Origin of the sequence: Bradyrhizobium roseum (assembly GCF_030413175.1) — a bacterium.
Taxonomy (GTDB): Bacteria; Pseudomonadota; Alphaproteobacteria; order Rhizobiales; family Xanthobacteraceae; genus Bradyrhizobium; species Bradyrhizobium roseum.
In genome coordinates this window covers 5,265,407-5,285,044 of the sequence record NZ_CP129212.1, presented here as the reverse complement: position 1 = coordinate 5,285,044, position 19,638 = coordinate 5,265,407, and the positions used below count along the sequence as shown (strand labels likewise).

At 63.9% G+C, this 19,638-nt stretch carries 22 protein-coding genes; 13 read left to right on the top strand and 9 right to left on the bottom strand.

Going from position 1 to position 19,638, the window contains the following annotated elements; translation table 11 throughout:
• Position 1: 1 nt before the first annotated feature.
• Entirely contained in the window at positions 2 to 790 is a 789-nt protein-coding gene (gene flgG / locus QUH67_RS25135; RefSeq protein ID WP_300942065.1) for a flagellar basal-body rod protein FlgG, read from the bottom strand.
• A 17-nt stretch (positions 791 to 807) separates the two neighbouring features.
• Positions 808 to 1,572: a flagellar basal-body rod protein FlgF gene (gene flgF / locus QUH67_RS25130; RefSeq protein WP_300942064.1), complete on the bottom strand. Its 765-nt coding sequence runs from the start codon at positions 1,570 to 1,572 to the stop codon at positions 808 to 810.
• A gap of 386 nt (positions 1,573 to 1,958) precedes the next feature.
• Between flgF and fliL the strand changes: the two genes are divergently transcribed.
• The 4 genes from fliL to QUH67_RS25110 are packed head-to-tail and all read left to right on the top strand — an operon-like array spanning position 1,959 to position 4,869.
• The gene (fliL, locus tag QUH67_RS25125; protein WP_300942063.1) at positions 1,959 to 2,444 is read left to right on the top strand and encodes a flagellar basal body-associated protein FliL; all 486 of its coding nucleotides are present in this window, start codon (positions 1,959 to 1,961) and stop codon (positions 2,442 to 2,444) included.
• An 18-nt stretch (positions 2,445 to 2,462) separates the two neighbouring features.
• Positions 2,463 to 3,665, top strand: a complete 1,203-nt coding sequence (gene fliM, locus QUH67_RS25120) for a flagellar motor switch protein FliM (protein ID WP_057840380.1) — start codon at positions 2,463 to 2,465, stop codon at positions 3,663 to 3,665.
• Complete coding sequence (locus QUH67_RS25115; protein WP_300942062.1) at positions 3,662 to 4,105, top strand: DUF6468 domain-containing protein; 444 nt, start codon at positions 3,662 to 3,664, stop codon at positions 4,103 to 4,105. The genes fliM and QUH67_RS25115 overlap by 4 nt, the downstream gene beginning before the upstream one ends.
• Positions 4,102 to 4,869: a MotE family protein gene (locus QUH67_RS25110; RefSeq protein WP_300942061.1), complete on the top strand. Its 768-nt coding sequence runs from the start codon at positions 4,102 to 4,104 to the stop codon at positions 4,867 to 4,869. Before QUH67_RS25115 ends, QUH67_RS25110 begins: the two co-directional genes overlap by 4 nt.
• 39 nt (positions 4,870 to 4,908) lie before the next feature.
• Here the strand turns inward: QUH67_RS25110 and QUH67_RS25105 are convergent, their stop codons facing one another.
• Together QUH67_RS25105 and QUH67_RS25100 are read right to left on the bottom strand one after the other, a co-directional pair.
• Positions 4,909 to 5,355 carry a hypothetical protein gene (locus QUH67_RS25105; protein ID WP_300942060.1) on the bottom strand — a complete coding sequence of 149 codons (447 nt, stop codon included), beginning with the start codon at positions 5,353 to 5,355 and terminating at the stop codon, positions 4,909 to 4,911.
• Positions 5,356 to 5,360: 5 nt separating this feature from the next.
• Positions 5,361 to 5,582, bottom strand: coding sequence for a hypothetical protein (locus QUH67_RS25100; protein ID WP_300942059.1), 222 nt, complete (start codon positions 5,580 to 5,582; stop codon positions 5,361 to 5,363).
• Positions 5,583 to 5,945: 363 nt separating this feature from the next.
• Between QUH67_RS25100 and QUH67_RS25095 the strand changes: the two genes are divergently transcribed.
• The 3 genes from QUH67_RS25095 to QUH67_RS25085 all read left to right on the top strand — a co-directional run bounded on the left by QUH67_RS25095 (position 5,946) and on the right by QUH67_RS25085 (position 10,625).
• Positions 5,946 to 9,761: a tetratricopeptide repeat protein gene (locus QUH67_RS25095; protein ID WP_300942058.1), complete on the top strand. Its 3,816-nt coding sequence runs from the start codon at positions 5,946 to 5,948 to the stop codon at positions 9,759 to 9,761.
• A gap of 119 nt (positions 9,762 to 9,880) precedes the next feature.
• Positions 9,881 to 10,264: a DUF1488 family protein gene (locus QUH67_RS25090; protein ID WP_300942057.1), complete on the top strand. Its 384-nt coding sequence runs from the start codon at positions 9,881 to 9,883 to the stop codon at positions 10,262 to 10,264.
• A 124-nt stretch (positions 10,265 to 10,388) separates the two neighbouring features.
• Complete coding sequence (locus QUH67_RS25085) at positions 10,389 to 10,625, top strand: hypothetical protein (RefSeq protein WP_300948171.1); 237 nt, start codon at positions 10,389 to 10,391, stop codon at positions 10,623 to 10,625.
• A 24-nt stretch (positions 10,626 to 10,649) separates the two neighbouring features.
• Here QUH67_RS25085 and QUH67_RS25080 read toward each other — a convergent pair whose 3' ends face one another.
• Positions 10,650 to 12,044, bottom strand: a complete 1,395-nt coding sequence (locus QUH67_RS25080; RefSeq protein ID WP_300942056.1) for an FAD-binding oxidoreductase — start codon at positions 12,042 to 12,044, stop codon at positions 10,650 to 10,652.
• A gap of 558 nt (positions 12,045 to 12,602) precedes the next feature.
• Here QUH67_RS25080 and QUH67_RS25075 point away from each other — a divergent pair.
• Positions 12,603 to 12,860: a hypothetical protein gene (locus tag QUH67_RS25075; RefSeq protein WP_300942055.1), complete on the top strand. Its 258-nt coding sequence runs from the start codon at positions 12,603 to 12,605 to the stop codon at positions 12,858 to 12,860.
• A 343-nt stretch (positions 12,861 to 13,203) separates the two neighbouring features.
• On the opposite strand, the gene QUH67_RS25070 is transcribed toward QUH67_RS25075, so the two are convergent.
• The 4 genes from QUH67_RS25070 to QUH67_RS25055 all read right to left on the bottom strand — a co-directional run bounded on the left by QUH67_RS25070 (position 13,204) and on the right by QUH67_RS25055 (position 16,757).
• Entirely contained in the window at positions 13,204 to 13,518 is a 315-nt protein-coding gene (locus QUH67_RS25070; RefSeq protein WP_300942054.1) for a copper-binding protein, read from the bottom strand.
• Between the two features lie 165 nt (positions 13,519 to 13,683).
• Positions 13,684 to 14,670, bottom strand: coding sequence for a GGDEF domain-containing protein (locus QUH67_RS25065; RefSeq protein ID WP_300948170.1), 987 nt, complete (start codon positions 14,668 to 14,670; stop codon positions 13,684 to 13,686).
• 228 nt (positions 14,671 to 14,898) lie between these two features.
• Complete coding sequence (gene fliP / locus QUH67_RS25060; protein WP_300942053.1) at positions 14,899 to 15,654, bottom strand: flagellar type III secretion system pore protein FliP; 756 nt, start codon at positions 15,652 to 15,654, stop codon at positions 14,899 to 14,901.
• Positions 15,651 to 16,757 (bottom strand): flagellar biosynthetic protein FliO, encoded by a 1,107-nt coding sequence (locus QUH67_RS25055; protein WP_300942052.1) that lies wholly within the window; start codon positions 16,755 to 16,757, stop codon positions 15,651 to 15,653. The genes fliP and QUH67_RS25055 overlap by 4 nt, the downstream gene beginning before the upstream one ends.
• Before the next feature lie 433 nt (positions 16,758 to 17,190).
• Between QUH67_RS25055 and flgB the strand changes: the two genes are divergently transcribed.
• From flgB to fliR, 5 genes are all read left to right on the top strand, one after another.
• Entirely contained in the window at positions 17,191 to 17,601 is a 411-nt protein-coding gene (gene flgB / locus QUH67_RS25050) for a flagellar basal body rod protein FlgB (RefSeq protein WP_300942051.1), read from the top strand.
• 26 nt (positions 17,602 to 17,627) lie between these two features.
• The gene (gene flgC / locus QUH67_RS25045; RefSeq protein WP_300942050.1) at positions 17,628 to 18,053 is read left to right on the top strand and encodes a flagellar basal body rod protein FlgC; all 426 of its coding nucleotides are present in this window, start codon (positions 17,628 to 17,630) and stop codon (positions 18,051 to 18,053) included.
• A 16-nt stretch (positions 18,054 to 18,069) separates the two neighbouring features.
• Positions 18,070 to 18,381, top strand: coding sequence for a flagellar hook-basal body complex protein FliE (gene fliE / locus QUH67_RS25040; protein ID WP_300942049.1), 312 nt, complete (start codon positions 18,070 to 18,072; stop codon positions 18,379 to 18,381).
• 121 nt (positions 18,382 to 18,502) lie between these two features.
• Positions 18,503 to 18,766, top strand: coding sequence for a flagellar biosynthesis protein FliQ (gene fliQ / locus QUH67_RS25035; protein WP_300942048.1), 264 nt, complete (start codon positions 18,503 to 18,505; stop codon positions 18,764 to 18,766).
• 14 nt (positions 18,767 to 18,780) lie between these two features.
• The gene (gene fliR, locus QUH67_RS25030; RefSeq protein ID WP_300942047.1) at positions 18,781 to 19,551 is read left to right on the top strand and encodes a flagellar biosynthetic protein FliR; all 771 of its coding nucleotides are present in this window, start codon (positions 18,781 to 18,783) and stop codon (positions 19,549 to 19,551) included.
• Positions 19,552 to 19,638: the final 87 nt, after the last annotated feature.

The following is a 19,638-nucleotide window of genomic DNA, read 5'->3' as shown; positions in this document are numbered from 1 at the left end:
CTCAGCGGAACATGTTGGAGGTGGATTGCAGCATCTGGTCGGCGGCGCTGACCACCTTGGCGTTCATCTCATAGGCGCGCTGGGCGGCGATCAGGTCGGAGATTTCGGTCACCACCTCGACATTGGCCTGTTCGAGGTTGGCTTGCTGCAAGTCGCCGAAACCGTCGGTATTGGCGACGCCGTCCTGCGGCGTGCCGGAGGCCGGCGTGTCCGTGAACAAATTGTCGCCGATCGGATTGAGGCCGGCCTTGTTGATGAATCGCGTCAGGCCGATCTGGCCGACCAGGGTCGGCGTGGTCGAGCCCGGCAGCACCACCGTGACCTGGCCCTGCGGGCTGATGGTGATTTGCGAGGAGTTTTGCGGGATGGTGATCGTCGGCTGCACCGGATTGCCCTGCGCGGTGACGACGCGGCCCTGCGCGTCCATCATGAACGAGCCGTCGCGGGTGTAGGCGAAGGTGCCGTCGGGCACCTGGATCTTGAAGAAGCCTTCGCCGCGGATCGCGACGTCGAGGTCGTTGCCGGTCGGCGACAGCGTGCCCTGGCCCATCAGGCGCGGCGTGCCGACGGTCTTGACGCCGCCACCGATGTCGACGCCGACGGGCACGATGGTGCCCTGGTCGGAGGCCTGCGCGCCGACGCGGCGCACGTGGTCGTAGATCAGGTCCTGGAACGCCGCGCGCTGCTTCTTGTAGCCGGTGGTACGCATGTTGGCGATGTTGTTGGAGATCACCTGAACGTTGAGTTCCTGTGCCGCCATGCCGGTCGCTGCTGTGTAGAGTGCGCGCATCGATCAGTGCCTTACGGTTATGCCGGAACGTCGGCGAGTTTCTCGACTGCGGTTCGGTGCAGATCTTGCTGCTGCTGCAGCAGCGCCGAGATCTGCGTGTAGGTGCGCGTGATCTCGATCATCCGGCTCATCTCGTGGACCGAATTGACGTTCGACTTCTCGACGAAGCCGGCGCGCAGGCGCGAAGTGGTGTCGGGCTGGGCGGCGATGCCCTGGCCGGCGGAGTAGAGGTTGCCGCCTTCCTTCACCAGCTTCTGCGGATCGGCAAAATTGACCAGCCGCAGCTTGCCTCGGACCGAGTCGGTGGTGCCGGTGCCCTCGAGAACCGTGATGTTGCCGTCGGGCGCGATGTTGATCGCCTTGTCGGTCGGCTGGAACACGATCGGGCCGGACGTGCCCAGCACCGGATCGCCGCTTGCGGTCACGAGCTGGCCCTGGTTGTTGATCTGCAGGCCGCCGTCGCGGGTGTAGCGCTCGCCCGCCGCCGTCTGCACCACCAGGAAGGCGTTGCCGTCGATCGCGACATCGAGCGGGTTCTTGGTCTGCTCGGAGGGGCCGGCTGCGAAATCATGGAAGGTGGCGCGGTCGTGTACGAAGGAGACGCGGCGGTCGGCGCGCATGAAATTGTCTTCATGCGCCGGCGAGCGCAGATATTCCTCGAACAGCGACCGGTCGGCCTTGAAACCGTTCGTGTTGATATTGGCGACGTTGTTGGCGACGACATCCATCTGCCGTTCCAACGTCATCTGCCGCGATAGTCCGACGAGAAGCGTATTCTCCATCGGGTGGTTCTCCCCTTGATCGATCCAAAAACAGGCTCTCCCAAGCCCGTGGTCCGGATCTGTCGTAAACCCTTGGGCTCTCCCAAGCCGGCGGGCTACACCGGTTGTTCAGCGAAAGCCGTGCCAGTTACGGAAGTGCTGTAATTATAAGGGGTTAGGTGTTTTCGAGGTGCGGGACGACCGGCAGAAAGGTCTTGTTCACCATGTTTGCCCGGCAGATTTTTCCTACTTGGAGCCCGATGGAAAGGTTCCGTTAACCATTATTACCCTAGCGTTGCACATGGAGAGCGCGTGTGCGCTGGCGGCTTTTGTTTCGCGTTGTGGGGGCATCGTTACCCAGGCTGGTGGCAACCGCGTTCGTTCGATGAATCGAAGCGGGCGGGGCAATGGCTGAGAACGAGCAGGCGGAAGGCGCAGACGCCGCACCAGCGAAAAAGGGCAAGCTCAAGCTGCTGATTGCGGTGGGGGGGTTCGTCGTCGTCCTCGGCGCCGGCGCCGGCTGGTTCTTTCTGATGCGCGGCGATGGCGCGGAGAAGCATGCCGAGGCGGCGCCGCCGCCGAAGCCGCCGTCCTTCATCGATGTACCCGACATGATGGTCAACCTGGTCGGCGGGCCCGGCGAGCGGGTGCAATATCTCCGCGTCAAGGTCGTGCTCGAGATCAAGGAAGCCAAGGAGGTCGACGCCATCAAGCCGAACCTGCCGCGCGTCACCGATCTGTTCCAGACCTACCTGCGCGAACTGCGTCCTTCCGACATCAATGGTTCGGCCGGATTGTTCCGCCTCAAGGAAGAACTGACCAAGCGGGTGAACACCGCGGTGGCGCCGCAGCAGGTGAGCGCCGTGCTGTTCAAGGAAATCATCGTGCAGTGATGGAACGGATCTAGCGTCATGGCCGGCAACCAGGATCAAATGGACCAGGACGCGATTGCCGCCCAATGGGAGGCGTCGCTCGATTCCGAGGATCCCACCGCCGCGGCGGAAGAAGCCGCCGCCAATGAACTCTCCGAAAGCATGGCGCTGCAATGGGCGGCCATGGTGGAGGATGGCGGTCGCGAGTTCGGCAACAAGAATTCCGGCGAACGGGTCCTGTCGCAGGAAGAAATCGACAACCTGCTCGGTTTCACCGTCGGCGACGTCAATCTCGACGACCATTCCGGCATTCGCGCCATCATCGATTCCGCGATGGTGTCCTACGAGCGTCTGCCGATGCTCGAAATCGTGTTCGACCGCCTGGTTCGGCTGATGACCACGAGCCTGCGCAATTTCACCTCCGACAACGTCGAAGTCTCGCTCGACCGGATCACCTCGGTCCGCTTCGGCGACTATATGAATTCAATTCCGCTGCCCGCGGTGCTCAGCGTTTTCAAGGCCGAGGAGTGGGAAAATTTCGGCCTCGCGACCGTCGATTCCAGCCTGATCTATTCGATCATCGACGTGTTGCTCGGCGGCCGCCGCGGCCAGACCTCGCTGCGTATCGAGGGCCGGCCCTACACCACGATCGAAACCAACCTGGTCAAGCGCCTGGTTGAAGTCATTCTGGCGGATGCCGAACAGGCTTTCCGCCCGCTGTCGCCCGTGACCTTCTCGATCGACCGGCTGGAAACCAATCCGCGCTTTGCCGCAATCTCCAGGCCAGCTAACGCCGCTATCCTGGTGCGCCTGCGCATCGACATGGAAGACCGCGGCGGCATTGTCGAACTGCTGCTGCCCTACGCCACCATCGAGCCGATCCGCCCGGTTCTGCTCCAGATGTTCATGGGCGAAAAGTTCGGCCGCGATCCGATCTGGGAAGGGCATTTCGCGACCGAAGTGGCGCAGGCCGAGATATCGGTCGATGCGGTGCTGTATGAAGCCGACATTCCGCTGAAGCAGCTGATGAAGCTGAAGGTCGGCGATACCCTGCCGCTGGAAATGCGCCCTGAAGCGCTGGTGCAGGTCCGCTGCGGCAACGTGCTGTTGACCGAAGGGCGCATGGGCCGGGTCGGCGACCGCGTTGCCATCCGCGTCACCAAGCAGTTGCGCAAACCCAATACCACCTTCGCGATGTTCGAGAAGGCCGACGAGCAAACCAAGTTGATGGAGGCACAATGAGTCATTTTCTCGGCGTTGTAATCGAGAGTCTGGTGGCGGTGCTGCTGATGCTGACCATCGGCTACTGCATGCTGCTCAACAAGCGGCTGCAGCGGCTGAAAGCCGACGAGCATTCACTGAAGGCAACGATCGCCGAACTGATCACCGCGACCGAAATCGCCGAGCGGGCGATCGGCGGCCTCAAGCACACCGTGCGGGATGTCAACGAGAATCTCGGCAGCCAGCTCACGGCGGCGACCCAGATGGCCGGGCATCTGAAGAGCATGCTCGCAGAGGGCGACGGCGTCATCCGCCGGCTGGGCCGGATCGCGGTCGCGGCACGGCCCTCGCAGGAGTCCGAACCCGCGCCGGCAGCGCCCCAGGTTTCTACCGCCAAGGCGGTGGCCGCGGCGGCTGAAGCATTCTCCGAACGCAGAAGGGCCAGTGGCCTCGCCGCATGAAATCGTTTCGCGATATCCGAGTCATTCCGGTCGTGCTGGTCGCGATCTTCGGCCTGGCGGTGCTGAAGATCGTCGGCCTCGTGATCGATGGCGGATACGTGTTCGACCATCAGGTCAGCCAGCCGCCCAAGCGCTCCTGGGCGCAGGATAATTTCGGCTATCCAGCCAACGCCAAGGCCGAATCCGCCGACGTCACCGGGTCCGTCAAGAAGGAAGAAAAGAAGGAAGAGCCGCCGCCGGCTGCCGACGCACCGAAGCCGGATGGCGTGGTGGTGTTTCCCGACCAGAATCCGCAAACGGTGTCGCCGTCGGAGCGCGCCATCCTGGAACGGCTGCAGGCGCGACGCCAGGAACTGGAGCAGCGCGCGCGCGAAATCGAAATCCGCGAAAGTCTGTTGAAGTCCGCGGAGAAACGCATCGAGACCCGTGTCGAGGAGGCGAAGGCCACCGAGGCTAAGATATCGACCGCGACGGGGCAGAAGGCGGAGCAGGACGCCGCCCGCTTCAAGAGCATCATCACGATGTATGAGGGCATGAAACCGAAGGACGCCGCCAAGGTGTTCGACCGGCTGGAAATGTCCGTGCTCTACGACATCGCTTCCCAGATCGCGCCGCGCAAGATGTCCGACATTCTGGGCCTGATGCAGCCCGAAGCGGCCGAGCGGCTGACGGTCGAACTCGCCCGCCGCGCCGGCGCCGACAAATCGGCCTCGGCCGCCGAACTGCCGAAGATCGAAGGCAAGATCCTGCAGCAAAAGCCCTGACGCGGCGCTCCTTGCCTGCGGAGGGACCGCGCCAAGCGCTCAGAACCCGCGGCGCGGCCCGTTCGCAACGAACGAGCGATGAGCGACCGAGAGCGCGCCGCGTTCGTTGGTCTCGAGGGCAACCTTCTGCGCCAGCATGACATCGCCCGCGACGAGGTCGCCGTCCGGAACGAAGCACCATTTGCAGACATGCTGGCCCGTGCTGCTTAGTTCCTCGATGTTCGTCTGGGTGCCATGGTGAATCCGATAGCGTGTCCCGGTATCGCTGCCCACGACGTCGAAATATCGAAAGCGCTCATAGCAGGCCCGCTGCTTCGGCGAGAGCCATTCGTTCAACAAGGTCAGCGCTCTTGCCTCGGTCTGGTAGCGAAACGTCCTGGCGCCGGAGCCGGACCGCGCCACGACCAAGGAGAGCGCCGAAAGCAGCAGCGTTCCCAACAAGGCCATGACGAACGAGCCTATCGCGAGCCCGATCTGCTGCGACACCGCCGTCAGCCGCCCACGAGCCGCGGATAAAACAGCGTTTCCTCCGCCGTGGGATCGAAGGCGCGGATCAGCCGCGGCTCACCGGGGCCGGATCGGACCGCGGCCGTGAAACCTGCGCCGGTCAATTCCCTGAACCTCCGCTCGGCCTTTTCGACCTCCGCGCGATCCTGAATGTCGAATGTATGGCGGGTGTCGCCGGTACGATCCATCACGATCTGGGTTGCCATTGCGTCCACTCCGAATTGCTGCCTGTGGAAAGCTTGGGCAGGCCCGGGGGCTGGTTGATCGAGTGCCGGCCCGCATCCCGGGTCTAGCTTCTGCTAAAACCGGAAGGCCGCAATTGGTTCCGCCGATTTGCGATAATGATGCGCGGCGACATCGCGTGATCGTTGCCGCCGCTGGCCCGCGTGTTTCCGGGATGAGAGGGCGCATTTCGGCTACCCCGGCGACCGCGCCCGCGTGCAAGCCGGGCGCGTCATTGAAATCAATGAGTTGGCGTTAACAAAGCCTTAAGTCGGGCACTCCAAGATTCAGATCCGCGGGCGAACGCGCTTCGCCGCAGAATTCATTGAGGCCGCGAGATAACCTGGATGGGGCAAAGGGCTGCCGCTGGAACTGGGTCGCAGGGCCGCGCTTTGGCGCGGGCGGCCCGGCTGTGGCTTGTCCGGCCGGTGGCCGCCATTCTGATGCTCGCCTCCCTGGCCGCTTCCCAGCCCTGCCGGGCCGAGGATCCGGTCCGGGGGGAAGCGACGTTCACCTCCGGCGGCGGCTTTGCCCGGCTGGTGCTGAAACTGGCCGAGGACGTCGAATCCGAGGTGTCGACGGCCGGCTCGATCATCATCATCCAGTTCAAACGTCCGGTCGACATTCCCGTCGAAAAACTGTCGGACGCCGTTCCCGATTATGTCGGCTCGGCGCGGCGCGACCCCGACGGCACGGCGATCCGGCTGTCGCTGGCGCGGCGGGCGACCGTCAACACCATGACGGCGGGGGAGCGCATCTTCGTCGATTTCCTGCCCGATAGCTGGACCGGCCCGCCGCCCGCGCTGCCCGCGGCTGTCGTGCGCGAGCTCGCGGAGCGGGCGCGGGCTGCCGAACGCGCGCTTCGCGCGCAGCTTGCGGCCAATGCCGCCAAGAAGCGCCCGCCGGTACGGGTCCGCGCTTCCGTGCAGCCGACTTTCGTCCGCTTCGTGTTCGAGATGCCTGAAGGCGTCAGCGTATCTTCGGTGCTGAACGAACAGAAGCTGACGCTGCAATTCACCAGCGTGCTCAATTTCGACCTTGCGGATGCCAAGGTCGCGGCGCCGCCGAACGTCGCCTCGATCAGCCAGCGCGCCGACGTTGATTCCTCCGCCGTCGACATCGTGCTGATCGGCGAGGTTGACGTGCATTCGTTCCGCGAGGAAAAGAACTACGTGATCGACGTCGCCTTCCAGCAGGCGGAAAAGCCGGCCGCGCCCGAGCCGCAGGCCGCGGCCAAGCCAGCCCCGATCCCCGCCAAGCCCGGGCCGGCCCCGCGGACGTCGCGCGACAAGGCAAAGGAAGTACCGCAGCCACCGCCGCAGGCAGAAATTCGGCCTGTCACCTCCGAGACGTTCGCCGAACAGGCCAAGGTCGAAATCAAGCCCGCCCAACCAGCCGAAGCGCCGGTCGTGGCCGAGGCTTCCCCTGAAAAGAAGCCTGCCGTCGACAAAGTGACGCCGGCCAATGACAGCGCGCCGCCCGCGGCCGAGAAGGTCGTCGCAGCGCCTGAAAAAGCACTGGCGTCGGCGGAGCCCGCGAAAGCGGCCAAGCCTGCCGACCAGGTTCAGGCCGCGGCCGGGGAAGCGCCGAAGACCGCGCCGCCCAAGCCGGCTCCATCCCCGGTCGAGCCGGCAAAGCAGCCCGCACCGGCATTATCTGCTCCGCCGCCGGAAAGCTCCGCCAAGGACAAGGCCGCTGACAAGGCCGCGACCGTCGATGCGAGGCGCGACAGCGACGGCCTGCGCGTCAAGTTCTCATTTCCCGGGCCGACCCCGGCCGCGCTGTTCCGCCGCGCCGATACGGTCTGGCTGGTGTTCGATCATGCCGGGCCGATCGATGTCGAATCGATCCGCCTCAAAGGGGGGGCCATCATCGGCGATGTCAGCGCGATGCCGCTGGAAAAGGGCCAAGCCATTCGCATCCGCCTCAACCGGCCGCAGATTCCTTCGCTCGAAAGCGAAGGCCGCGCCAACGGCGCCGAGTGGACGCTGACCTTCGCCGACCGCGGCCAGGCCACGCCGCTGCCGCTGACGGTGCTGCGCAACATTACGGAGCCGGCGCTCGCCAACGTCACCGTGCCGCTGGCGAACCCGGGCGCGATGCACCGGCTGGTCGACCCCGATGCCGGCGACACGCTGCTGGTCGTCACCGCGCCGCCACCGACCCGCGGCCTCATCAAGCGTCAGGATTTCGTCGAACTATCGCTGCTGGAATCCATGCACGGCGTGGTGGTGCATCCGAACGCCGACGACATCAAAGCCGAAGTAGGTTCCGACAAGGTGATGCTGGGAAGGCCCGGCGGATTGACGCTGTCGTCCGCCGACGTTGCGGCCGAACGCGCCACCGCGGCGGTGCGGCCGCTGTTCGACGTCACGGAATGGCGCAAGAACCGGGAAGAGAAGTTTTTCCCCAGGCTGGATGCGCTGATCAAGGCGGCGGCTTTCGCGGGACCCCAACAAAAGGCACAGGCCCGGATTGACCTTGCCAATTTTTACATGTCGCGCGGCATGTATCACGAGGCGAGGGGGATGACCAACCTGATCATTTCCGAAACCAATCAGGGCAATGAGGACGCTGCCGTGCTGATGGTGCATGCTGTCGCGAGCATCCTGATCGGCCATCCCGAACGCGCCATCAAGGACCTCGCAAGCCCCGCGATCGGTAACGGCCACGATTCCCAGTTGTGGAAAGGTTTTGCATTCGCCCGCCAGGAAAAATGGGTCGATGCGCGCGAGAAATTCAAGAATGCCGAATTCTCGATTGCGGCGCTGCCGCTGGAGCTCCAGCGCATCGTTACCGCAGACGCAATGCGGGCCTCGCTCGAGGTGAAGGATTATGGCGGGGCGTCACGGCGGCGCAGCGAGCTCGAGGTGATCGGCGTCCCCGACGAGATGAAGCCCGAGATCGCGGTGCTGCGCGGGCGCCTCGCCGAGGCGCTGGGGCACGACAAGGACGCGCTCGATGCCTACGGGTTCGCCGCGCAATCCTCCGACCGGCAGGCGTCGTCCGAGGCAAAGCTGCTGGAGGCCCTCTTGCGCAGCAAGCGCGGCGAACTCAATCCGGCCGACCTCACGCGCGAGCTGGAAATACTGGCGGTCACCTGGCGCGGCGATGCGATCGAGTTGAAGACCCTGAACAGGCTGACCCAGATCTACGCCGAAACCGGCCGCTTTGCCGACTCGTTGGCGGCGGCCAAGACCGCGACGCGGATGCACCCCAATGCCGAACTGGCGCGACAGAGCCAGGACACGGCATCCGCGCTGTTCGCCGAGCTCTATCTCGGCTCCAGGGCCGACGACATGAAGCCTGTCGATGCGCTCGCGATGTTCTATGAGTTTCGCGAATTGACCCCGATCGGCCGCCGTGGCGACGAGATGATCCGCCGCCTCGCGGACCGGCTGGCCGCCATCGATCTGCTCGACCAGGCCGCCGAACTGCTGCAATACCAGGTGGACAAGCGGCTGGAGGGCGCCGCCCGCGCACAGGTGGCGGCGCGCCTCGCCATGGTCTACCTGAGCAACCGCAAGCCGGACCGGGCGATCGCGGCGCTGCGCCTGACCCGGATTTCCGATCTGTCCGGCGAACTGCGGCAGCAGCGCCTGCTGCTCGAGGCGCGGGCCCAGAGCGATGTCGGTCGCCACGATCTCGCGCTCGACATCATCTCCAACCTGACCGGCCGCGAGGCAATCCGGCTGCGCTCCGACATCTATTGGGCCTCGCGGCAGTGGCGGGAGGCTTCCGAGCAGATCGAACTGTACTACGGCGAGCGCTGGCGGGATTTCAAACCCTTGAATGCCAATGAGAAGAGCGACGTGATCCGCGCCGTGGTCGGCTATGCGCTGGCCGGCGACGCCATCGGCCTGGGCCGTTTCCGCGACAAATACGCGCCGCTGATGACCGGCGAGGCCGACCGGTCCGCATTCGAGATCGCGAGCAAGCCGGCCGCCTCCAACAGCGCCGAATTCTCCCTGATCGCCAAGTTGGCTGCCAGCGTCGATACGCTCGACGGCTTCATTCGCGAAATGAAGCTCCGCTTCCCGGATGCGACCACCGCCCGCGCGCCGCTGTCGCCGGAAATGTCCCGCGCCGAACCGGTGCATACCGGCGCCTTGCCCACGATATCAGCCATCCGGCATATCGATTTGAAGAAGCCGGCGAAGTAGCGGATTCCGCCGCAGGTTCGACCAATTTTTGACCAGTTGACGCACTAGGGAGAAATGTCGGCGCCACTCTGGCACGGCCTCTCATTGTCGTTCGCTAACCGTCAAAAACTGCCCCTCTGATGCCGCTGACCCGCGACCGAATTATTGGACACGATACCGAACGCCTCGCGTTCAGGTTCACGATGCTGAACGGCGGCGACACGGTCGAGTGCCAGATCAGCGATGCCGCGATGGACGAACTGGGCGGCACAAGGGGTACTGAAAGCAGGGCCCGGCAGGCGCAATTCCTGGCGTTGCGCGATACCGTCGAGGGCGTTGCATCCGAGATGTTCGACAGGGTGCCTGTGGTCAAGGGCCGCGTCATCAGGATATTCACCAAGCACGTCCAGAAGTCGCCGCCATCGCCGGCCGAACGGATCGGGGCCGGAACGGAGCCTGATGCGGAAAACGCCGCGTCGCTGCGGCTTATCGTCGAAACGAGGCCGGCCAACGCGACGCGATAATGCGTTGGGCTACGACGTCGGCCATTCAGCGCGGGCCGCTGGCACGTCGCTTCGTCACCCTCGACAGATGGCTGTCGAAGCGGCAACTTGCCGGGCAAACAACCTGCCGGAGGACGCTGCCATGATGAGCAAGCCCGCCAAAACCGAAGCCGAACTCATTGCCATGGCGCGTGCCGAGTTGAAGGTCCACGCCGATTGTCCCGATGGCATCGCGATCTCGGTGCTCCGCGACGGCGATAGCTGGGAATTCCGCGCCCAGGCCGACGATGCCACGATCGCCAAGCCGGGCTATCCCGAATGCGTCGCCATGCTGGTGCAGGTCGGCGACCATCTCTGCAAGCAGTATGACTTCAAGGCGTGAGGGTGCCGGCGCAACCCCGACCGTTCATACGGTAAAAATCCGCCCTGGGTTCAGAATGTTCCTCGGGTCAAGCGCGCGCTTGAGCGAGCGCATGGTTTCGATTTCCTCCGCGGTGCGGCTCATTTTCAGATAGGGCCGCTTGAGGATTCCGATGCCGTGTTCGGCCGAGATCGAGCCGCCGAATTCGCCGGTGAGGTCGTAGACCAGCTTTTCGAACTCGCCGTGCTTGTCCGGCGTATGCTCGTGATAGACGCTCGGATGCAGATTGCCGTCGCCGACATGCCCCATCACGATGGTGAAGGCTTGCGGATCGATCGCCTTGACGCGGGCATCGAGCGCATCGGCGTAAGCCTCCATCCGGTCGATCGCGATACTGACGTCGAAGCCCATCCTGGCCGCGAAAGGAAAACTACGGCCCAGTTCGACGCTGGAATCCCGGATGCGCCAGATCGCGGCCGCAGACGCATTCGAGGTCGAAAGCGTGGCGTCGAGAATCAACTCATCGTTCATCGCCGTTTCCAGCATTTGCTCGAGGCTGGTCCGCATGCGTTCGGCGTCGCTTCCCGAGGCCTCCAGCAGCACATAGAATGGATGATGGGTCGGCAGCGGGCCGACCACGCCCTTCACGCGTTCGACGGTCTGGCGGTAGTAGGCGTTCCACATGACCTCGAACGCGGTCAGTTCGCCGCCGAGCGATCGTCGCGCCAGCTTGAGAAAGCTCATGACCTTGCCGAAGGAGGGCAGCGCGCACAGCGCCACCTGGCGTTCGGCCGGCGCCGGAAAGATCCGGACTGCCGCGCGCGTCACCACGCCAAGAATGCCTTCGGTGCCGATATACAGATGCTTGAGATCGATGCCTGTGTTGTTCTTGATGTATTTTCGCAGGCCCCTGAGCACCGTGCCGTCGGGGGTGACGACTTCGAGGCCGAGGATCAGCTCGCGCGTCATGCCGTAGCGGATGACGCGATTGCCGCCGGCATTGGTCGAGATATTGCCGCCGATGGTACAACTGCCGCGCGCGCCGAGATCGAGCGGAAACATCATGCCGTCCTGCTCGACCCGCTCCTGGAGTTTCTGCAGCGGCGTGCCGGCCTGCACGATGGCCACGCCGCCCGAGATGTCGACTTCCTCGATCGCGTTCATGCGCTCCATCGAGAGCACGATTTCATCCGCGTTCGGTAGCGTGGCGCGCACCAGCCCGGTCATGCCGCCTTGCGTCGTGACGGGAACGCTTTCGCTGTGACAGAGCCGCAGCAACAGGGAGACATCTTCCGTCGTTCGCGGGCGGACGACCGCGCGCGGCTTCGGCGCCGGATTGCCGGCGTTGTCGTGATGATAGCGCGCTTCGATGTCGCCGCCCGTCAGCACCCCGCCCTTGTCGAGCCTGCGACGCAATTCGTCAATCAAGTCCCCGGACATGCCCCTGCCTCTTCTTGGTTGGAAGCTCGGCGGAAGCTTTACACGCGGCGCGGCCCGGAGGAAACCCGGGGGCGCCGTGCGGAGACAGGCTTTCGGATTCAATCGGTCCCGATCAGCGCCGTGGCCGCCGTATCGATATCACCCGGCGGCGGGACATATCTTCCTGCCGCCCCGGCTCGACCGACGTGATCTGGTTGCAAGCGTCGCATTTGTAGACGTAGACGAGCGGTCGCAGGCCTACCTGCGGAAGCTTTCCAATTCTGACGGTGCCGACGCCGCAAATGTCGCAGCGTGGCGGCAACACAGATTCTGTAAGCGGTACCGACATATGGACAGTCATCGTACACAAAAGAAAACGCTGGCAAAGCTGGCAGCCGATTGCATCTTAATCGTGGAATTATGGTCCGTAAGAATACGAGGTTCTCCGCCGCATTCGCTTTTGCTGTCCACCTTTTGCCACCATTTCGGCCATCGCCGGGCATCCAAACAACACACTGTCTGGCACAAATCGCAACGCCAGCGCGCGACCCCACGGCACTTCCACAGGATCCAGGCCGCGTGGATGCCATTGCAAGGCGTGCAGAAATGTCCTCCATCAAAGGCCACGACACATCGCTGCAGGCGGCGCTGGCCGCTTTGGAAGCCGCGGTGTCGGCTCCATCGCCGGCCGACAGATTCAACATCGACAGGGACGGGCCGGCCAAGCGCGCGATTAAACTTCGGGCGTTGCAGCAGCGCTTTCAGAAGCTGAACGAATATTGTGACGAAGCCGCCGCGGAGATTCGCGCTTCGCTTGCGCGCACACCGCCGCGATAGAGCAGGATCCGGAAAATTGGAAACCGGGTTTCCCTCGCGACAGACGCGTAACGCGTTTGCGCGCAGCATGCGCAAATTAAAGCGAAGCGATCATCGAGCGCTTCATCAAATCGCGTCATGATCCATCCGGCCCGTGGAAACCCGGTCCGGGTTTTTCGGGACGCATCATTTGCCGCAGATCAAGGCGATCTCACCTGGTTTTCTCCAGAGTGAGCTCCGTACCGAGCGGCTCTGTATGGAGGGGCCATTCCGGTTTCGAGGTCCGGATCACAGGTGTTCCGGACCTCGATCTTGTTTGGCCGAAGCGGGATATCTATTGTCGGGATGTCGCGTTCGCGACGTCTCACTTCTTGTCGATCTTGGTGACCGCGTCGGCCCTGTCGATCTTGGTGATGGTCTTGGTGCCCGCCATGTCGCTCACCGCGAAGCTGACCCTGTCGCCGGCGTGCAAGGCATTCAACCTGGCGGCGTCCTGCATCTTGAATTCTTCGGTCGCGGCGCCGGCGTTCGCACCAATGGTACCCTCAGGTATGTCCCTGATCGATATGGTGCCGCTGATCCGATCGATCTTCGTCACCATTCCGGCCCGCATTTGCTGGGCAAGGGCCGCCGTGCCGGCGATGCCGATGGCCGCCAGTATCGTCCCTGCGATCTTCATGAAATACTCCCGGCTGTAGGACGTCTGCAATAATCCGGGATTGCGGCAATAGTTCCGCTCTGAGCGGGAGGCATCGTTTTTTCTTCCCTCGAACGCGGCGAGAATGCGCGAAAGTAACGAGGCGGGCGTAGTCCGAAATTAACCAGAATCCGATGAAGCGTTGTTCTAGGCCGCGCCGGCCTCGGGCTCGAGCTCGAGCTCCGTCACCGTGCGGTTACGGCCGAGCCGTTTGGCCTTGTAAAGCCCGCGGTCGCAGCGTTCAATCATGGCGTCAGCGGATTCAGCGAGGCGGAATTGCGCGACACCGATCGAAACTGTGACGCTTCCGATTTCCTTGCCCGTCGCCCGGCGCGTCAGTTTGGCTTCGGAAATGCGGCGGCGAACGCGTTCGGCGACCGCCGAGCAGGCTTCGAGATCCGCTCCCGGAAGCACGGCGATCAGTTCCTCGCCGCCGTAGCGGGCTGCAAGATCGACTTCGCGAACGCCTTCCTGAAGCACCTTTGCCACCAGCCGAAGCACCTGGTCGCCGACCTGATGACCATAATCGTCGTTGAATTTCTTGAAGTGATCGATGTCGATCAGGAAGACGCTGAGCGCCTCGTCCTTTTCCATCGCCGCGATCTGGGCGAGGCGGAGGAATTCGTCCATCGAATGGCGGTTGGCGAGGCCGGTCAGCGCATCGGTATTGGAGCGCTGTTCGGCGGCCTTCAGCGAATCGCGGATGCTGTCCAGCTCCTCGGAGGTGGCGGCGAAACTGGCCTCCAGCGCCGCAGCCCGTTGCGTGGCCTTTGACAATTCATCAACCAGTTTCGCGATGATCGGCCGCGGATCGCTGCCGGTGGCGGCTTCGGAAGATACCTCGCCGAGCGCCTTGATGTGGGTCTGATTGTCGGTGACGGCGGTATTGAGGAACTGCTGGGCGCTGTCGATCAGTCCGCTCAATTGATCGGGCAGGTCGCTGAGCGGATCGCGTCCGGTCTGCTGTGGCGCGATGTAAGTGATGAAGAGTTCGGCGTTGGTCGCCGCGTCGAACTTGCGCTTGCCCGCAATCAGAATATCAATGATCTTACGCAGGGCCGGCGCGTTGCCCAGCGAATATTCGAACCAGACTGCGAAATTGTTCGGAGTCGGCGGTACGGATTGCTGCGTCATCAAGCGCATGGCTCGGTCGGCAATCGTCGTGGCGTATTCAGCGTCCATATCGCCGATAGACTGGCCTACCATCGTTCAATCCGGTGATGCGTTTGCTGCGAAAACTCAGTTTCCCTGTCGTCCCATTGTGCACGAAGGAACTAATCTGACCTTAAACTTCGCCGGAAAGTCCGCCGCAAATACGTACCTAATGTTGACCTATTAGTCCGTGAAAATACGGGGTTTCGGCTAGCTGCCGCCATAGCTTTGCACAAGGCTACCGGCCACCAGCGACCAGCCGTCGACCAGTACAAAAAAGATCAACTTGAACGGAAGCGACACCACAACCGGCGGCAGCATCATCATGCCCATTGACATCAGGACCGACGCCACGACGAGATCTATGATCAGGAAGGGCAGGAACAGCAGGAAGCCGATCTCGAACGCGCGTTTGAGTTCGGAGATCATGAAGGCCGGGACCAGGATTCGCAGCGACAGGTCTTCCGGCGTTGCCGGCGGCGGCTCGCCGGAGAGGTCGATGAACAGCTTCAGATCCTTTTCGCGAACGTTCTTCTGCATGAAGCCGCGCAACGGCACGGAAGCCCTCTGTAGCGCCTCCTCGACCCCGATCTGGTTGGCGACCAGGGGCTTGATGCCGTCGTCGTAGGACCGCTGCAGGACGGGGCCCATCACGAATGCGGTCAGGAACATCGCGAGCGCGATGATCACGGAGTTGGGCGGCGCGGTCGCGGTGCCGAGTGCGGTACGCAACAGCGACAGCACGACGACGATCCGCGTGAACGACGTCATCATGATCAGGATCGACGGCGCGATCGACAGCACCGTCAACAGCGCGATCAGCTGGATCGCGCGCTCGGTGACGCCTCCGCCGCCCTGGCCCAGGTTGATGCTGATATCCTGCGCCGCCGCCGGATCGGCAAACGATCCGGCGGCGGCCAGGATTAAGAAAAATAAAACTCTACGCGGAGAAGCCGGCAGCCTCACGAAGGGTTCTTCGGACGGCCGAGCAGCGAGGCCATCTCGTCTTCGAGGTTTTCGAAGCCGCTCTTCTGCGGAGCGGGGGCGGGTGCCGGCGCCGGTGGTTCGCTGCGGGCGCCCCTCGCAGGCGGCGTTTCCGGCGCCACCGGTGGCGCCACGGGTTCCGCCGGCCGGCGCAGGGCGGCCTCCAGCCGCTGTGCCATTTCAGCAAGGTTCTGGTCCGCGCTCGACGGGGTGGGGGCCGGCGGAGGAGGCGGCGGGGGCGGGGGCGGGGCCACCTGGCGTTCAGGGGCGCGGGCCGGCTCACGAACCATCGGCGCCTCGCGGACCGGGAGTACCTCGCGGATCGGCGGCGCCTCGCGAACCGGGGAGGCCTCACGGATTTGGGGGGCCTCACGGATTTGGGGCGGCTCGCGCGTCGTCGACGCTTCACGCATCGGCATCGGCGGCGCTTCGCGAACCGGCGGAACCTCCCGAACCGGCGGCGCCTTTGACAATTCGCGCTGTGGCCGCGGCATCAGCGGTTCGCCGCGGGGCAGGCGTGGCGGAGCTGGTTCCGCCCGGCCGCCGCTGATCGATTCCGGTGCAAAGCCTGTCAATGGATCGTTGCGGCGTTCCGGCGTCGTCGGCGGTGGCGGCGCGGGGCGGCGGACGTCATCGGAGAAAGAAGGCCGCGCAGGGCGCGGCGGCAGTTCCGGCATTTGCGGCTCGGTATGATGATCGAAGCCCTCGGACCGCGCGTCGGATTTGGCTGCCTCGTCGTTCCAGGCGGTATCCGGCAGCGGTGCGATCCGCGGCGGCTGCTCTCCCACCGCCGGACGCGGCGCCATCTGGTCGCGGTTGGGCATCGCGCGCACGATGTTGGGTTCGACCACGATGTCGCTCGGGCCGCCGATCATCAGGAGATGTTCGACATTGTCGCGGCGGACCAGCACCAGGCGCCGGCGGCCGTCCACCGCGGCGGCGTCGATCACGGCAAGCCGCGGCATCCGTCCACGCTGGGTGTTGGCGCCGAGGCGGTTGTTGGCGAAGCGGCGGACCAGCCACGCGGCCACGCCGATCAACGCCAGAACGGCGATGAATGCGAAGAGGAATGTCAGTGTCTGCATTCTTTAGTCCCCGGCCACGGGCCGTTCTCTTGGTGCTGGCTTCGACGGGTACGGCCGAGGCCCTGCCGTCCGGGCAGGTTCCCCGGGAATCCGAATTCCCGCCATCCTGACCACGCTCCGGAGCGATCCGCACATGGCGAATCACGCCCGAGATCAGCCTTATTCCTTAATTCCCCGCGGCGAGCGCCGCCGTCCGTTAATTAATAGACCAAGAATCGCGTGAGCCAAAACGACTTCTGAGCGCCCTGTGCGGCGTCGGCTGCTGCTGGTTAACGCGGCTATCGTGGCGAAATGCACTCATTTTGCCACTGACGGTGGTCATTTGCCGATGCCGGCAGCGGCGAACCGCGATCTTAACCCGCCGTTAACCATACACCGGGCAAATTCTGCCTACCTCGCGGCGCCTGCCAGAGGTTAACGGGAATCGCCTGCGATGGCTATCAACGATCTTCCGCTCCTGTCGGCGCTACGCACCAAGATGCAGTGGCATCAGGAACGCCAGCGCGTGCTTGCCGAAAACGTCTCCAACGCCAACACCCCGAATTTCAAGCCCACCGACCTGATCGAGCCGAAGTTCGACACCAAGGGAACCAATATGGGCGGGGGCATCGGCTCGCTGGGCATGACGCGCACCAGCGCTACCCATATCAGTGCTGCCGGCGGCGCGCCCAGTTTCAGGGGCGATGGCGGCCGGAGCGGTTTCCTGACCAAGCCCGCCGGCAATGCGGTCAATCTGGAAGACCAGATGCTGAAGGTTTCGGCTAACCAGATGGACTATGCGGCCGCCACGTCGCTCTACTCCCGCAGCCTCGGCCTGCTCAAGACCGCCATCGGCAAGCGCTGAGGCGGTACGATTAGGAGAACCGGATCATGGCAGATGAAGCAAGCGATTTCGCCCGCTCGATGAGCATCGCAACCTCCGGCCTGCGCGCGCAGGCGGGACGGATGCGGGTGATCTCGGAAAACATCGCCAACGCGGATTCCACCGCGCCGACCGCGGGCGGCGATCCCTATCGCCGCAAGGTGCCAACGTTTTCGTCCGCGCTCGACCGCACGCTCGATGCGAAGGTGGTGACGCTGGGCAAGGTCAGGCCCGACCAGTCGGCGTTTCGGGTCAAGTACGAGCCGAGCAATCCGGCGTCGGATGCGGCCGGCAACGTCAAATATCCGAACGTCAATCCGCTGGTTGAAATGACCGACATGCGCGAGGCGCAGCGCTCCTACGAGGCCAACCTCAACATCATCAGCGCCACGCGCCGCATGATCCAACGCACGCTCGACATCCTCAAGGCCTGAACAGGGACCATAGAAAATGGCTTCACCCACCGTTGCAGCAAACGCCTACGCCGCACTTTCGCGCATCGTGGAATCCGGCGGCGCCGAGAAGGGCGGCGCATCCGCCGGCGGCCCGTCCTTCAGCGCGCTGGTCAAGGACGCGGTCGGCAGCGTGCTCGATGCCGGCAAGAAATCCGACGCGCAGACGCTGGCGATGACCTCGGGCAAGGCCAACGTCATGGACGTAGTGACGGCGGTGGCGGAGACCGACGTCGCGGTTTCGACGCTGGTGTCCGTGCGCGACCGCATGATCCAGTCCTACGAAGACATCATGAAGATGCCGATCTGACGATGGTCCTCATCCTGAGGAGCCGGCGCAGCCGGCGTCTCGAAGGATGGGCCACGGGCTTCATGGTTCGAGGCGGCGCGATGCGCCTCCTCACCATGAGGGGATAGAAAAAGGAATTCAAATGACCGGTGCTGAAACCCTCGACGTGGCGCGCGATGCGATCTGGACCATCGTGGTGGTTTCGTCGCCGCTGATGGTGATCGGGCTCGTGGTCGGCGTCGTGGTCTCGCTGTTCCAGGCGCTGACCCAGATCCAGGAACAGACGCTGATCTTCGTGCCGAAGATTCTGGCGATTTTCGTGACATTATTGCTGGCTTTGCCGTTCATGGCGGATTCGATGCATGCTCACATGATGCGGATATCGTCGCGAATCATCGGCGGCTGATGCATTGTCGATGAATGCGCATCGACATATCGCTGCTGCCGGCCCTTGCCGCCACCTTCATGCTGGTGTTCGCCCGCGTGGGCGCGATGGTGATGCTGTTGCCGGGATTCGGCGAAAGCAACATCCCGGTGCGCGTCAAACTCTCGATCGCGCTGCTGCTGACGTTAATCATCCTGCCACTGCACCGCAACGCCTATCAGGTCGATCTGACCTCGATGGCCGCGCTCGGCGTGCTGATGGTGCACGAGATCGTCATCGGCATCGTGCTCGGCGCGACCGCGCGCGTTACGCTGTCGGCGCTGGCGGTGGCGGGTTCGGTGATCGCCCAGCAGCTTGGCCTCGGCTTCGTCACCGCGGTCGATCCGACCCAGGGGCAACAGGGGCTGCTGATCGGCAACTTCCTCACCATTCTGGGCATGACGCTGTTGTTTGCCACCGACAGCCACCATCTCGTGATCGCGGCGCTGAACGAGAGCTACCGGATTTTCTCGCCGGGCGAGGTGCTGCCGAGCGGCGACGTCGCGGCGCTTGCCACCCGGGCGTTCGCCGCAGCCTTCAAGATCGGCATGCAGTTGTCGGCGCCGTTCCTGGTGTTCGGCCTCGTCTTCAACATCGGCCTCGGCGTGCTGGCGCGGCTGATGCCGGCGATGCAGGTCTACTTCGTCGGCGTGCCGCTCTCCATCATGATCGGCTTCCTGATCTTCGCCTTCGTCCTCACCGGCATGATGGCGACTTATCTCAATTACTTCGTCGGCGTGATGCACCAGCTGACGCCGCTGAAGTAACGCAATACCCGAAAGAGCCGGTTTTTCCTTGCGACGAACGCGGAGCGCCTTTGCGCGCACGCCGTCCTCGAACGAGTTAGGACGCCG